This window comes from Corynebacterium macginleyi (genome assembly GCF_003688935.1).
Taxonomy (GTDB): Bacteria; Actinomycetota; Actinomycetes; order Mycobacteriales; family Mycobacteriaceae; genus Corynebacterium; species Corynebacterium macginleyi.
Genome location: NZ_REGE01000003.1, coordinates 84,506 through 98,615 on the forward strand (window position 1 = coordinate 84,506; position 14,110 = coordinate 98,615).

8 protein-coding genes and 2 pseudogenes are annotated in these 14,110 nt (G+C 55.7%); 5 read left to right on the forward strand and 5 right to left on the reverse strand.

Translation table 11 applies throughout. From position 1 onward, the window contains the following. Positions 1 to 3: 3 nt before the first annotated feature. Positions 4 to 180: pseudogene (locus D9V82_RS03700) on the forward strand (NUDIX domain-containing protein); the annotation flags it as partial. Positions 181 to 654: 474 nt separating this feature from the next. Here D9V82_RS03700 and D9V82_RS03705 read toward each other — a convergent pair. Then, positions 655 to 1,674, reverse strand: coding sequence for a DUF4928 family protein (locus tag D9V82_RS03705; protein WP_121911052.1), 1,020 nt, complete (start codon positions 1,672 to 1,674; stop codon positions 655 to 657). Next, entirely contained in the window at positions 1,658 to 2,866 is a 1,209-nt protein-coding gene (locus D9V82_RS03710; RefSeq protein ID WP_234462014.1) for a DNA cytosine methyltransferase, read from the reverse strand. The genes D9V82_RS03705 and D9V82_RS03710 overlap by 17 nt, the downstream gene beginning before the upstream one ends. A 272-nt stretch (positions 2,867 to 3,138) precedes the next feature. Between D9V82_RS03710 and D9V82_RS03715 the strand changes: the two genes are divergently transcribed. Further along, complete coding sequence (locus D9V82_RS03715; protein ID WP_121911053.1) at positions 3,139 to 4,431, forward strand: Nramp family divalent metal transporter; 1,293 nt, start codon at positions 3,139 to 3,141, stop codon at positions 4,429 to 4,431. Between the two features lie 111 nt (positions 4,432 to 4,542). Here the strand turns inward: D9V82_RS03715 and D9V82_RS03720 are convergent. Next, positions 4,543 to 5,781: pseudogene (locus D9V82_RS03720) on the reverse strand (MFS transporter). Between the two features lie 112 nt (positions 5,782 to 5,893). On the opposite strand from D9V82_RS03720, the gene D9V82_RS03725 reads away from it, so the two are divergent. Further along, positions 5,894 to 6,406: a hypothetical protein gene (locus D9V82_RS03725; RefSeq protein ID WP_121911054.1), complete on the forward strand. Its 513-nt coding sequence runs from the start codon at positions 5,894 to 5,896 to the stop codon at positions 6,404 to 6,406. 3 nt (positions 6,407 to 6,409) lie between these two features. Here the strand turns inward: D9V82_RS03725 and D9V82_RS03730 are convergent, their stop codons facing one another. Both D9V82_RS03730 and D9V82_RS03735 read right to left on the reverse strand, forming a co-directional pair. After that, positions 6,410 to 7,264, reverse strand: a complete 855-nt coding sequence (locus tag D9V82_RS03730) for a DNA primase (RefSeq protein WP_121911055.1) — start codon at positions 7,262 to 7,264, stop codon at positions 6,410 to 6,412. Between the two features lie 82 nt (positions 7,265 to 7,346). Next, positions 7,347 to 9,050 (reverse strand): carboxylesterase/lipase family protein, encoded by a 1,704-nt coding sequence (locus tag D9V82_RS03735; RefSeq protein ID WP_121911056.1) that lies wholly within the window; start codon positions 9,048 to 9,050, stop codon positions 7,347 to 7,349. A gap of 144 nt (positions 9,051 to 9,194) precedes the next feature. Between D9V82_RS03735 and D9V82_RS03740 the strand changes: the two genes are divergently transcribed. Beyond that, the gene (locus D9V82_RS03740; RefSeq protein WP_234458159.1) at positions 9,195 to 9,932 is read left to right on the forward strand and encodes a hypothetical protein; all 738 of its coding nucleotides are present in this window, start codon (positions 9,195 to 9,197) and stop codon (positions 9,930 to 9,932) included. A 162-nt stretch (positions 9,933 to 10,094) separates the two neighbouring features. Then, positions 10,095 to 13,844: a multifunctional oxoglutarate decarboxylase/oxoglutarate dehydrogenase thiamine pyrophosphate-binding subunit/dihydrolipoyllysine-residue succinyltransferase subunit gene (locus D9V82_RS03745; protein ID WP_411763101.1), complete on the forward strand. Its 3,750-nt coding sequence runs from the start codon at positions 10,095 to 10,097 to the stop codon at positions 13,842 to 13,844. The last annotated feature ends 266 nt before the right edge of the window (positions 13,845 to 14,110 follow it).

Below are 14,110 nucleotides of genomic sequence, written 5' to 3' on the forward strand. Positions count from 1 at the left end.
ACTATGTCTAACCCCATCCGCGTCGTCGGTGCTGTCTTCCACGATGGCGACCGATTCCTCGCCTGCCGCAAGAAACCCGGAAAACCCCTGGAAGGCCATTGGGAATTTCCGGGCGGAAAAATCGAACCGGGAGAATCACCCGAGCAGGCGTTAGCCCGCGAAATTCGCGAGGAGCTCAACTTCACCTAACCAGGCGCTCCACCGTAAACTTACAGACGAACGAAAGGTTCGAACCTAAACATCACTCCCAGGGCAAACTCGATCCACACCCAAATTGCAAGGTTCGGCTTTCCAGACTGTCAAAATCTCTATAGTTTCCATCCTTGCCACCCGTTTACCAGTATTAGTAAAAAATACATTTTGACTTTCATTAAAGATACTCGATTTAATTAATTAACGTAAATTATCAACCCTCTAAATTGGACCAGTAATATTAAAATTACGTCACAGGTAAACAGATTTAAAAGCGATAATCTTACAATCCAAAGGACTTAATGTTAATTTTTTATGCTAAAATATTTATTGTCGTTTTTTAAAATTGTTATCCATCTTATCATCGTTAAACTTTCACGTCATTTCACAGCTTTTCGACTCGACAAAGCCAAGAATAGCGTCAATCAACCTTCACTCTGCTACACTTTTAGCCCCATCGGTTTAGCCTTCAAACTTAACTCCAGCCATCCATTCGGGTTCTTCAATCTGTAGCGAGACATCAGTCTCCGAACTTCGAATCCGCTGATTGTAGGAACGAATTAATTCTGTTAAAACTACGCGAATATTTTCAGTGTCATAATGAGAAATCTCCTCAATATTTGTGCCAATATATGTTTCGGCGTCTATTACTGAAACCAACTCACCTATTCCAGCCATTTCGGCATTGTCTCTAGCGCCAGCAACCCGCCTTAAAGGAACAATCAACACTGGACGGTACCCTTCACGAAGGTTTTCTTTACACCGTTCAATTACCTTTTCACTCGGTGCCATTGTTACATGAAAAGCGGTAGTTTTTACTTGGAAGTCCCCTTGCCTTCCGGTTTGTTCATCGGCAGCATTTGAATGATCAGTACCAATTGCAAAATCAGGAAATCGTAACTGAAGCTTTGCACCGACGAGGTGCTGAAGCACTGAGCCTGCTGGTCTATCTGGTCTAGCACTAGCAGCGCTAATAATTTCTCGAACTGTAACCGCAACAGGTTTTAAGGGGTCCAACGTCACAGAGATCCGCTGCTTATTAAAATAATCTTCACGGACTTTCTTAACGAAAAATTTTTCTAACTCGTGCGAAAGTTGTCGCATGTCCGCATTGCCAACATCAACTCTGTTCCATCGCTCAGCTAGGTCCCGCGCCTTGGGCAACGTTGCCCGAGATGTTCTTCCACCCTCTGAAGTAAAGCGTCGATCTTCATTATGATCATGGAGAATCTTTTTTACCCTAGCTCCAGAGAGTCCTTTCACCTGACTCTTATTAGGAGAAACGAGCCGTTCCTCGGTAATCGGCAACCCTTCTACAACCATTCGCGAAACTACTAGTCCTGCGTTCATAGTGTTGGTACGCGGGGATTTGTCAATCTTTCTATGGTGCTCATACCATGCCTTAGCTTGACCCAAAAGTTCTTCGAGAGCTCTCTCAGTCGAACTTTCACTTGAATTCCTGTTTTCATTTTGTTGGTCCATAGCGCTCGTCCTCCCTAGCTTTTAGAGCTAATGGTACAAGACACTCACGAGCCAACCATGAGACCACAGGAACAGCGACTGCGTCGCCGAAACCATATTGGATTTGGGACTCAGATAAACCACCGAGCTTATACCAGCCCGCTCCCATCAATCGGGCATATTCAAGTCCAGTCATCCAGCGGACTTGAAATTTTCCCTGTCCCATAACAGCTACAGCTTGTTTGGAAGAGCCTCCACGAGCTGTACGCAAACATCCCGCAATATCCTCGGCTCGCATTTCCCACATAGGGATACCTTTACGTGTTCGCCGATATGCGGTTCTTGCAGTGACTGTATCCGATAGGATAAAGGTTTGAGCGCGGTCCCTCTGCGTTGATGACATAGATTGCAAAAACGCGTCTGTTCGAGCCTGTTCCCACCATCGAGAATCCTCTGAACTTAATTTTTCCACGGAGGCAGTGAAACCATTAGCGAGCAAATCTGGGACTTTCGGAAAAGGAAAACTAAATGTGCGCAGCCCTTTTTCCTTGTGGACCCATGCCAACCAATCGGGACGCAGTAAGGTGTCATGCGTGCCGCCATCGATGGGATCACTTGACGCTATTAGGAACAACCGCGGGCGTGATTGTGGTATAAATCGTCGAGCATCAATAGTTACCGCATCTACTGCATATCCGAGACTATTGAATTCTCTAATTGCCGCGCGCAGGTCGTCTCCACTATGCGACGATGCCAAACCATTGACATTTTCTAATACAACCACCTTAGGTTGTCGATCCTTCATATCGCGCAAGGTTTGGATAAACCCGAAAAAAGCGGAAGACTCCTTACCTGCAATTCCAGTACGTTTCCCTGCGAGTGACAGGTCTGTACACGGAGACGAAGACCATGCGATATCAACTTCGGGCACTGCACTGGCATTGATCGCAAACACATCTCCCAAGTGAAAATGGTCATTTCCCCACTGTCCAGTGTACATAGACTGCTTTTTCACGTCATAGTCATTTGCCCAAACCGTACTGATTCCAGCTTTGGACAATCCAGCTCGTGCTAAGCCAATTCCTGCAAAAAACTCAATAGCGGTCAACGGCTGGGCTAAAGACACTAATTTTTGCTGAGACACTTCTGAAATCTTACACATCGAGGTTTGAAAAAAATCCAGTATAGCAACAACACTTGTCCTGACCATCATTAATGACAATATTTCATTTTACCTCTTGGACCGATAATTGATATTTAGAAATTATCTTGTATAGCACTTAATGTGTTGTCACAATTTCAGGGCCCGCTCGCGTTCGATCTCTGCATATTTCATTTAATCAGCACACCATGCCAAAGGCGTTGCACACTGCTGGTCGGACCGTCGCTTAGCACGCATAGTTGAATAATTGGACTGCATTTTACCCGTCAAGAGTGATACATTTCCCTTAAGTGATTCACACCACAGCAACTTAAGGAAGTGTCATGAGCCAATCCGATAAGCACACCGGCGCACCATCCGCCGAAGGCCAACAGACACACAACTCTGAGCCACAAGCCAAGGTGAAATGGACCCTCGTTGGCCCGGGTTTGGTCGCCGCAGCCACCGGTGTCGGTGCCGCTGACTTGGTGGCAACCATGATTGCCGGCCAGCGCTACGGCTATGCACTATTGTGGGCTGTCATCGTCGGTACGATTATGAAAATCGTGCTGGTGGAGGGCGTCGGCCGCTATAGCTTGGCCACTGGAAACACCATGTTCCACGGCTGGCGGGAACTAGGACGCTGGACCTCTTGGTACTTCGCGCCCTACATCGTCATCTGGGGATTAGTCTATGGCGCCGCGGCAATGTCCGGCACCGGCTTGGCGTTAAGCGCACTCTTCCCCGGTACTAGCTTGACCATGTGGGCCATCCTGACCGGCGTGTTGTGCTTTGCACTTACGTGGCTGGGTCAATATCAACTGTTTGAAAAGCTTTCCGCCATCTTGGTTGGCATCATGTTCGTCACTGTGGTGGGCATCGCCGCAATTACCGCGCCTAATCTGCCAGAGATTCTGCGCGGCCTAGTGCCCACCATCCCGGATGGGTCTTTCCTTTACGTTCTCTCCATCGCCGGCGGTGTCGGCGGCACCATTACCCTAGCAGCCTACGGCTACTGGCTGCGCGAGAAGAAATGGTTCACGCCCAAGTGGATGAAAGTTATGTGCATGGATAACTCGGTGGCCTACGCCGTCACCGGTATTTTCGTAGTGGCTACGCTCATCCTTGGTGCCGAGCTTTTATACAGTGCCAATGTCGCGGTATCCAATAATGATCGAGGCCTGGTGGATATGGCCGACGTGTTAGAAGCACGCTATGGAGCCTTTATTTCCAAGTGGTTCATCGTCGGATTCTTTTCTGCCGCTTTCTCTTCCGGCTTGGGTGTGTGGAACGGTGTATCCCTCATGTTCGCTGACTACGTTGGCCACCTGAAGGACCTTCCACAAGGCCACCCCAGCACCAGCACGGGCGGTAAGTACTACCGCGCTTACCTCATCTGGTTGACCTTCCCGCCAATGTTGCTCCTGCTGCTGGGCAAGCCCACCGGGTTAATCATTGGGTACGGCATCTTGGGTGCATTCTTCATGCCCTTCTTGGGACTCACACTCTTGGTGCTGCTTAATACCAAGCACACCCCAAAGGAATGGCGCAATGGCTGGTTCATCAATACCCTGATGGGCATCATTTCGGCGGCCTTTGTTTACCTGTGCGTGTCCCAGGTCGCCGGGCTCTTCTAGCCCTGCTGTTCGTAGTCTTCAAGGTACGCGCCAATTATCCGTAAGCTCTCCACCTCCTGGGAAAGGATACGCCGGCGCGTACCATCCTCGAGGCGGCGCGGAGTAATTTCATTAGCTATTTTTCGGCATGCGCTCTACTTCCACCGTGCCCTCCTCACGGGGCTCACGGCCGAAGAGCCAGGCGATGATGCCGAAAAAGGCAATGGCGCCGCAGACGGTGAAGGCGGTGGGAAAGCCATAGACATCGGCAAGCAGCCCGATGAGCATGGGGCCCACGATCTGGCCGAAGTCTCCTGCCATCTGGAACGCGGACAATACCTTACCGCCAGAGCGCTCGTTACCCACGACGTCTGCCACCGCGGCGGTTTGGGAGGGATTAATAAGGCCAGACGCTGCGCCGGCAAGCGCGGATACAAGCAAGAGGAACCACACGCTGGTAGCCAGGCCCATCAGCACCATGAAGATGGCGGAGCCTACCAAGCCAATAAGGATAAGAGGCTTGCGGCCGTGGAAATCGGACCACTGTCCGGAGAATTGGAGAACAACCGCATTGCCTGCTGCAAACGTCGCGAGCGCCAGGCCCGAGGCCGCAGCGCCGTTATGGAAAATGGCGGCGGCGAAAAGCGGCAGGACGGACACGCGTACGCCCATATTGATCCAACCGTGGGCGAAGTTAGATGTCAGCACCGCGCGGAAAGCAGTATCACCCCAAGCCTCCTGCAGGCGCATGGGCGGCAGATCCGAGGTAGTGGCGTGGGAATGGTTGACCCGCGGCATCTGCCACCACACAACGAAAGCGGCAAGCATCACGCCGATGCCTTAGATGAAAAATGGCCAGCGAAACCCCAGGAAGGAAAGGCCGGCACCGAGGACTGGGCCGACAACATTGCCCAGCAGGAAAGCCGTGGCATAGGTAGCAGAACACTTACCGCGAATTGCCGGTGGGGACAAGCGCACGATAAGACCCATCGCGGAGACAGTAAACATGGTCGAACCAAGTCCTGCCAGGGCGCGCAGCACCACAATGTGCCAATACTCCTGGGCAATAGCAACCAAGCCTGTAGTCACGGCAACAGCCATCAGGCCCACCAGGTAAACACGGCGTGAGCCCACGCGATCCACTAGCGAACCAGACACCGGGGCGAAAATGAGCCGGGAGGCAGCGAAGATGGATACCACGAGGCCGGCGGCGGCCATCGATACATCGAAGCTGACCACGAACTGCGGTAAAAGCGGGGCGATCAGGCCATAACCTAAGGCGATAATAAACGCCGCCGTTACCATGACCCAGATTTCCCGCGGCACCGTGGGCTTTTCATAGGAAGCCGGTTCCGCATTAGCACTTTTCATAGCACGTGCAACCTTATGCCTTTGAAGGCCTGAAAGCTATTTAACCCATACGTTCGAATATGTGTTTGACTTATTCGGACCTGTGTCCGCCTTACCGTTTAAGGTGTGTGCCATGCACAATGTAAATAGCAGCTTTTCGCACACAGTACCCAATGAGCCCAGCGCCAAGGCGGCGGAAATCGCCGCCGCCTTGGCCTACTACCATCATGAAACCGTCAGCTCCATTTCCGCCATCATCCACCACCCGCGGTCCTTGGCTCGCCCCACCCCAACGTGGCGCCCGCCCATACAGCAACTGCCACCTACACCTAACGGCGGGGACTACAGCATGAGCATTACCCGCCACCGCGTGGGAGCGCGTGTAAAGGCGCGGATTCGCGGGTTCGGCGAAAGCCGCATCCCTGCCTACCTCATCACGATTCGCATCACCGGTAATTTTGGGCAGGTCGTCGATCCCGCCACGTCAGAAGGGTGGATACGCACGCTTATTCCCGCTGAAGAAGCTGGCGCAGTCCATGAGATCTCCCGCGGGCCAAATGCCACGTACGTGTGGCTGGTAGACAGCGCCTTCCAACCCGTGCACTCGCCGGAATCCCTTTTCGCTGGATTCCAGCAAGCGGCTTAGGGCTTAGTTGTTGTCGCTCTCGTCGTCAGCGTCAGTATCATCGTCTTCGGTGAAAGTGTCGAAGAATTCAAGGTCCTCGTCGTCATCATCGTCGGCATCTTCGGAAAAGATGTCGTAGACGTCTGGTTCCTCGAAGTCATCCTCATCAAAGTTGACGAGCTGAGCCTCCCAATCCAGGGCCTGTTCCGAGACCAAACCGAGCACGTCAAAGAGGCGGTCAAAATCGGTGTAGGTGCCCAGTTCTAGGGCCTCAGCGGGGACTTCCACGATGGGAATGTCATCGGAGCCGGTGTTGCCAAAGAGGGCGAGGCGCTCGTCTTCATCGAGGTCGTCGCCTTCTTCATCCACTCGCCATAGCTCCGTGACGGCCTCGTCTTCGAGCTCTTCAATGTCTTCTTCGTCGAAATCAAAAGCGAGAAAACGCACGATGGCAGAGGGCACACCGTCGATTGTTTCTACCAATACGCGCAGTTCAGAATCATTGCCAACGTCCGCCACCACAAGGTGCGGGTTAAATTCATCCTGATCAAACTCCAATTCCGCGATGCGCTCATCGGTGCCTTCCAAGAGATCCCGCAAGACGGTGACGACCTGGTCGGTGGCGATGTGGCGGGAGACGGCTTCTACAGCGTCTTCGACAGAAAAGGCAACAGAGACCAAGACGGCCTCAAATTCTTCATCGTCTTCATCCACATCCGCGGCAGCGATGTACACGTTAGCGGCCGGCAAAAGAGGATCGATTTCGACAAACTGGATTTCCAAATCAGAGGTGATTGGAACGAACATGACGTCTTCGTTGACGCGGGACTCGATGCCCTCAGCGTCCAACGCGGAAGCGATATCTTCGAAAAAGCTCATGGTGGTGTAAAAATCCATCCTTCGGAAGCAGAGGTCCCCGCGGTGGGCAAGACGCCACCCGCGGTCACTGTGGAGTCTACCGCTAATCTTGCCGAAGTGGTTCAAAACCAAGAGAACGCAACAACTCTGGGCGCCCACTTCCCCACTCCACCATGCGGTAATTCTCCCATGCCCTGCGGCGCTCGTCGTTGGGGGCGTCGAGGATATAAGCCTGCTCATCAAAGATCATGGTCGCACGCTCACCGCTGTCATAGCGCGGCCACTGCGCCTTGGGGCTGCCGCCGTGGATGAACGCGGCCCAGTGATCCTGCATAGTAGAGGTCAATTCCTCCATCTCAGAGCGCGCGCCCCAGCCGGTTAGCAAAGAGGCGCGCGAAGACTGGGGATCGCCAAAAATGTTGCCCAATTCCATTGAGTGCATGGCACCTAACCCCAACCACTTCAAGACGGCGGAGGCGAAGTCGAAGCGGTACATCCACGTATCGTTGTCTTGAGAATGGGCACTGGCGATGCGGGTAGAGGGCGCCCAAAAGAGGGCATCGGCAAGCAAATGTGCAAAATCCTGCCTGCGAATCGCGCCCCCGTAAGCGGCGACGACCTCAGCGGCATGGTGGGGATCGTAGGAGGCCAAGAGCCGCAAGGCGGCGCGCTCGCGGGTGCTTTGGCGCTGAAAGAGGAATTTACCAAAGCTCGCTTCATCCGAATTCGTGCCAATCAGCAGCGGTATTTTGTGCTGGTGGCCTTGTTCAAAGGCGGTGATGGGGTGCTCCGGCAAAAGCTCACCATCAACCGTGGGCGCATAGCAGGAGTTAAGGTGCAGTAGCTCGCCGGCGCGCCACATCATCGATTGGCCCGAGCGCACCACATCCGCACAGTCTTCCTGGCGCAGGTCATCCACGCTCACCCGGCGTGGAAGGCCGACACGGCGCGCAAGTTCGCGGGCCCACAAGGTGGATTGAGCGCGGGAATGAACCAGTGCAATGGGCGGGGATTGGGCAATCGCGCGGTGGAAAAGCCCCTCGGCCGGTGGGCTGGTCATTAACGCTAGCACCGCGGCGCCGCCGGCGGATTCGCCCATGAGGGTGACCGAATCTGGGTTCCCGCCGAAAGCGGCGATATTATCTCGCACCCATGTAAGAGCCAGAATCTGATCGGCCACGGCGGGATTGGCGCTGCACTCGCCGCCGAGGCTTCGCAAGTCGAGATACCCCAGGGCGTTGAGGCGGAAGTTGATGGATACATAAACCACGTTCATGCGGGTGGCGAGCTCAAACCCGCGCAGCATGAGCATGTGGGACGAGCCCAAGATGAAGCTGCCGCCATGCAGATACACCACGACGGGCAGCTTGTCCTCCGTGCGTGGGCGCACGATGTCGAGGTACAAGCAATCCTCAGAGCCGACGATACGGTCGGTCCAGGAATACGTTGGCTGTGGAGCAATCGGCCCGAATTGGCTACAATCGCGCACCCCCTCCCAATGCGGTGCAGGCTGTGGGGCGCAAAAGCGACGGTCCCCCGCAGTGGAGGCACCGAAGGGAATGCCGCGCCAGGTGCGCACCGGCCCGGCGCTAATGGGGCGATCGACCCGCAGGTCTTCTTCGATGACCCCGCGCACCCAACCGGACGCGGTGCGCACGGTGAGTTCATCCGCGTAAGCATTCTGCGCCCGCTCATGGGCCTGGCGGGCACGCTCGTGAGCGCGCAGGGCTCGCAAACGCGCGGCAGCAGTAGGCTCTTCGGAATACGAGTCCTCCCTGTCGCGTTGTGTACTTTGCGGGTAAGGCATACCCCCTAGCTTAGGTAGGTTGCACGCTGGTCGCGATTCGAATCGCACCGGGCTACCTCCCTCCTTCCAAGGTCAGGACTATGCTAGATAAAAATTCCATCGATACCACTGCCCCAACGAACAAAGATTGGTGTGGGAAAAGGCATGTCCATATTTAAAAAGTCCACCCCGGATGAAACAGCTAATAACACATACGACATCGATCCGGAGCACAGCGGACGCTTTACCAAGGCGTTGCTGAGCTCTCTGGACCGCGCCGTGTCCGTGCAATCCGGAGTTATTTCCAAGTACGTCGAGAATCTAAAGAAGCGCCACCCAGATGCCACTGACCAGGAGTTGCAGGGCTTTATTGATAAGCACTTCATCTCTATCACTACCGGCACGGGCGCGGCCGCCGGCGCTTCTGCTTCTATCCCCGGCATCGGTCTCATTACGGGTGCGGCCGCCATCGGTGCGGAATCCGTGGTTTTCCTTGAGGCCGCGGTGTGGTACATCCTGGCCTCCGCTTACCTGCGCGGTGATGACATCTCCTCGCCCGAGCGCCGCCGCGCGCTAGTACTGGTGGTATTGACAGGCTCTAAGGGGTCCGCAGTGGTCGATACCTTCGTTGGTGACCTCGGCACGGTCACGGGGGCGCGCTCCGTTGCCTCACTCTCCCGATTTTCCGGGCCCACCCTGTCAGGCATCAACGGCCGCCTAACCAAGGTATTTACCAAGCAGATTACCAAGCGCATGAAGTGGGCCTGGGTGGGCAAACTCATGCCCATGGGCATCGGGGCTGTCATTGGCACGAAGGCCAATCGCAAACTGGCCAATCAGGTCATCGAACACGCCCGCCAGCAACTCTCCCCTCTTTCTCACACAAATGCGGGCACCCCATGACCGTTTAGAGCGGATCCACTACCCCTGACGTAGTGAAGGGGAGGGCTTAGTCCGTATCATATAGGCAGACACTTTGGCGGATGAGATATGCGCTCGTGCAAAGTCCGGACTAAAGTCGAATAAACGACCATTTAAAGCAGAGAAATGAGGCGAATACCTGCCGTGAGCACATCGAGCATCTTCGGCCCGAATGCGTGGCTGATAGACGAGCAGTTCCAGCAGTACTCCAAGGATCCTAGCTCCGTAGACAAGGAATGGCGCGACTATTTCGAAGCAAACGGTGCGCCTAAGGCACAGCCAGAAGCTAAGTCTCCTTCGAAAGCATCTCAGCCACAGAAGGCGAAGGCAGAGTCCACGTCCTCAGCCAAGAAGACCGAAGGTACCACCACCGCCCGCAAGCAAGAGGCCCGCGATACCAATGTGAAAGAATCGGTATCGAAGACCGCGGAAAAGACCGCGAAGGCTAAGCGTTTTGCCGGCACCAATACGCAGTCTCCGCTGGATGACCTAGCAGATTATAAGGGCGGCGAAGAGCGCCAGCTCAAGGGCATGTTCAAGGCGATTGCTAAGAACATGGAAGAATCCCTCGAAATTCCTACCGCTACCACCGTGCGCGATATGCCGGTCAAGCTCATGTGGGAAAACCGCTCTATGATCAATGACCACCTCAAGCGTACCCGCGGTGGCAAGATATCCTTTACCCACATTATTGGCTATGCCATGGTCAAGGCCGTGCAGCTGCACCCGGGTATGAACGTGCGTTACGAGGAAAAGGACGGCAAGCCCTTCGTCGTCGAGCCAGAGCACATTAACCTGGGCCTAGCCATCGACCTCCCGCAAAAGGATGGTTCTCGCGCACTCGTAGTCGCCGCCATCAAGAAGTGCGAGACCAAGTCCTTCGCCGAATTCATTGAGGCTTACGAGGACATCGTTACCCGTTCCCGTAAGAACAAGCTCACCATGGATGACTTCTCTGGGGTCACCATTAACTTGACCAACCCGGGCGGCATCGGCACCCGCCACTCCGTAGCCCGCCTGACCAAGGGCGCCGGCTCCATTATCGGCGTTGGTTCCATGGACTACCCGGCAGAATTCGCCGGCGCCTCCGCCGACCGTCTGGCTGACTTGGGCGTCGGCCGCCTGGTCACCTTGACCTCCACCTATGACCACCGCGTCATCCAGGGCGCAGAGTCCGGCGAGTTCCTGCGCACCATCGGGCAGCTTATTGTTGATGACGCCTTCTGGGACGAGCTCTTCGAATCCATGGGCGTTCCCTATGAGCCCTTCCGCTGGGCACAGGACATACCCAACTCTGGCGTGGACAAGAACACCCGCGTCATGCAGCTCATCGAGTCTTACCGCTCTCGCGGGCACTTGCTTGCCGATGTCAACCCGCTCGGCTGGAGCCAGCCTGGCCTGCCCAGCCCGGATCACCGCGATCTCGACATCGCTACGCACGGCCTGACCATCTGGGATCTAGACCGCGTCTTCAATGTCGGTGGATTTGGTGGCAAGGAACAAATGACCTTGCGCGAAGTGCTTTCCCGACTACGCGCTGCCTATACGCTGAAAGTGGGCTCCGAGTACACCCACATCCTTGACCGCGACGAGCGCAGCTGGATGCAGGACCGCCTCGAAGCCGGCATGCCAAAGCCTTCCAATGCCGAGCAGAAGTACATCCTGCAGAAGGTCAACGCCGCCGAGGCATTCGAGAACTTCCTGCAAACCAAGTACGTAGGCCAGAAGCGCTTCTCCCTCGAGGGCGCCGAGACCCTTATTCCTTTGCTGGATTCCATCATCGACACTGCTGCGGGCCAGGGCCTCGATGAGGTCGTTATGGGCATGCCACACCGCGGCCGCCTGAACGTGCTGTTCAATATCGTAGGCAAGCCGCTGGCAGATATCTTCGGAGAGTTCGACGGAAACTACAAGGGCGGCCAGCTCGGCGGCTCCGGTGATGTCAAGTACCACTTGGGCGCCGAGGGCGAGCACCTGCAGATGTTCGGCGACGGCGAAATCAAAGTCACCCTTGCTGCCAACCCATCCCACCTCGAGGCAGTCGACCCAGTTATGGAGGGCATTGCCCGCGCCAAGCAGGACATCTTGGACAAAGGCAAAGACGGCTACTCCGTAGTTCCCGTCATGCTGCACGGCGATGCGTCCTTCACCGGCCTTGGCGTTGTGCAAGAGACCATCAACCTATCCCAGCTACGCGGCTATACTAACGGCGGTACCATCCACATCGTGGTCAACAACCAGGTCGGCTTTACCACCACCCCGGATTCTGGCCGTTCTACTTACTACGTCACCGACCTGGCCAAGGGCTTTGACTGCCCGGTCTTCCATGTCAATGGTGATGACCCCGAAGCCGTTGTTTGGGTAGGACAGATGGCCGCCGAGTACCGCCGCCAGTTTGGCAAGGATGTCTTCATTGACCTCGTGGTCTACCGCCTGCGCGGCCACAACGAGGCCGACGACCCATCCATGACCCAGCCTCAGCTGTACTCGGTCATCGAAAACCACAAACCAGTGCGAGAGCACTACACCAACGAACTCATTGGCCGTGGCGATCTCTCCGCCGAAGACGCCGAGGCAGCGGCACGCGACTTCCACGACCAGATGGAGTCCGTATTCACCGAACACAAAGAGGCGGAAAAGGCAGGCCCCAAGGAACAGACCGGTATTACCTCTTCGCAAGAGCTTACCCGTGGTCTGGATACCTCCATCACGGCTGAAGAATTAGCCGAGCTTGGTGATGCCTATGCCAACCCGCCCGAAGACTTTGAGTATCACAAGCGCGTGGCCAAGGTGGCTATGGACCGCGCGAAGTCAGTCCGCGAAGGCGGCATCGACTGGGGCTGGGGCGAGCTGCTCGCCTTCGGTTCCCTGGCTAACCAGGGCAAGGTCGTACGCCTAGCCGGCGAGGATTCCCGCCGCGGTACCTTCACCCAGCGCCATGCCGTTACTTTCGACCCCCGCAATAGCAACGAGTACAACCCGCTCAACTCCTTGGCCGTGTCCAAAAACAACGGCGGTAAGTTCATGGTCTATAACTCCGCGCTGACCGAGTTCGCCGGCATGGGCTTTGAATACGGCTACACCGTGGGTAACCCCGATGCCCTCGTGGCGTGGGAGGCTCAGTTCGGTGACTTTGCTAACGGCGCCCAAACCATCATTGATGAGTACCTGTCTTCTGGTGAGGCTAAGTGGGGCCAGCTATCCAGCCTAGTTCTCCTTCTGCCGCACGGCTACGAGGGCCAAGGCCCGGACCACTCCTCCGCCCGCATCGAACGCTACCTGCAGCTATGTGCGGAAGGTTCTATGACCGTGGCCCAGCCCTCCACCCCGGCTAACCACTTCCACTTGCTGCGCCGCCAGGCTCTCGGTGAAATGAAGCGCCCGCTGGTCGTCTTCACCCCGAAGTCTATGCTGCGGAACAAGGCCGCTACCTCCTCCGTTGAGGAGTTTACTGAGGTCAAAAAGTTCCGCTCCGTTATCAATGACCCACGCTTCGTGGATGTCAATAACCAGAGGGTCAGCGACACGGACAAGGTAAAGACCATCATGCTAGTCTCCGGCAAACTCTATTGGGACCTGGAGAAAAAGCGCGAGGCTGATGGCCGCGATGACATCGCCATCGTTCGCGTGGAAATGCTCCACCCGATTCCGTTCAACCGCCTGAGCGAGGCATTCGGTATGTACCCGAATGCCACCCAGGTCCGGTTCGTGCAGGACGAGCCCGCCAACCAGGGACCGTGGCCCTTCTACAACGAGCATCTGCGCGACCTTATTCCGGACATGCCGGAAATGGTCCGCGTTTCTCGCCGCGCCCAGTCCTCCACGGCTACAGGTAACGCCAAGGTTCACCAGATTGAGCAAAAGAACCTACTTGAAGAGGCCTTCGACGTTTAATCGCAGAAACGGCACCTAGCGCGCTGCAGTGCTGAATGCCCCGGTGAGGTAAATTCCTCACCGGGGCATTTTCAGGCTCTGTCGACTTTCTCCTCGCATGACTCTTCTTGCCCCGCTGCTGTCGCCTCACACCGGCCATCTCCCCGCCCGTCGCGCTCACCGGCGAGGTGTTGGAGCATCGGCAAGCAGCGCGGGTGAGCGCCAAGGGCAAGGTACCGAGGAAGTTGCACCACGGCGTAGACTCCCGCTCTACTCCACCTGCCCTT